We start from the raw sequence: 864 nt of genomic DNA, 5'->3' as shown, positions 1-864 counted from the left end.
CCTTCAAGTAGGACACCTCTCAACAGAAAATACATCTCCTTTGATAACTCTTCCCTCCCATGAGGATGGTAAACCTTCAGGTAGGACACCTGTCAACAGAAAATACATCTCCTTTGATAACACTTCCCTCCCATGATATAAAGGGGCATTTTCCTTCAACACAAACACACAAGTGATTTTTTCTTGGCAGCATCATGAGCTTCTTTATTTTGAGACCTCTCAATATACTGCAAACTCCATGCTTCAAACTTTTTGAACAATGATTTCACCTTGAAGCATAAATTCTTCAGTTTAGGATTCTTATTCTTCCATACTCCCAACATTTGCTTCATGATCAACAAGGAATCTCCTTTGACCTGTAAGCATCTAATCCCCAACTGCAAATAGATGTGCAAACCACCTTCAAGAGCCATGTACTTTGCTTCATTGTTACTTTTGCATCAAGTTTTAGCCCTTGTTTCCTTACAAGTTTTCCTTGTGCAATATAAATGACAATGCCTCCCAAAGCAGCATCATGACTTCTTTCATAAGAGCCATCAAAATATAACAGTGAAGCATCAGATATGGCAAGAGTCTTGACTTCCTTCTTTTGCACCACGTCTTCCTTAACCAAAATAGGAGTTTCTTTGTGTGTGAGTAAATTTGCCAGGGTAGCCCGAGTACTCTCTTCTATTAAAAAAGTAAAATGAAACTGTTGACATTCAATAATCCATTTCATCTCTATTTTTGATATATTTGAACTATTAAACAACTGAGGAAGCAAGGAATAACTGGTGAGAAAAGTGAACAACTTTTACAAATGTTTGAATTGTCTACAAGCATAAACCATACTGGTCATCACCGATTCAATTTTTTAGTAATCTC

2 protein-coding genes are annotated in these 864 nt (G+C 36.8%); both read right to left on the bottom strand.

The genetic code is table 11. The features are described from left to right. Positions 1-155 precede the first annotated feature (155 nt). Positions 156-413: a reverse transcriptase-like protein gene (locus DD606_RS26835; RefSeq protein WP_368853797.1), complete on the bottom strand. Its 258-nt coding sequence runs from the start codon at positions 411-413 to the stop codon at positions 156-158. Then, positions 335-718: a hypothetical protein gene (locus tag DD606_RS25770; RefSeq protein ID WP_129259564.1), complete on the bottom strand. Its 384-nt coding sequence runs from the start codon at positions 716-718 to the stop codon at positions 335-337. Before DD606_RS25770 ends, DD606_RS26835 begins: the two co-directional genes overlap by 79 nt. Between the last annotated feature and the right edge of the window lie 146 nt (positions 719-864).

It is taken from the genome of Enterobacter cloacae complex sp. GF14B (assembly GCF_004136805.1).
Lineage (GTDB): Bacteria > Pseudomonadota > Gammaproteobacteria > Enterobacterales > Enterobacteriaceae > Enterobacter > Enterobacter hormaechei_C.
Note: the sequence above shows the minus strand (reverse complement) of the source record. Positions and strands in the feature narration are given on the sequence as shown.

Coding starts and splice junctions, on each gene's coding strand:
- DD606_RS26835 (WP_368853797.1), bottom strand. CDS start 413: ATGGCTCTTGAAGGTGGTTTGCACATCTATTTGCAGTTGGGGATTAGA.
- DD606_RS25770 (WP_129259564.1), bottom strand. CDS start 718: ATGAAATGGATTATTGAATGTCAACAGTTTCATTTTACTTTTTTAATA.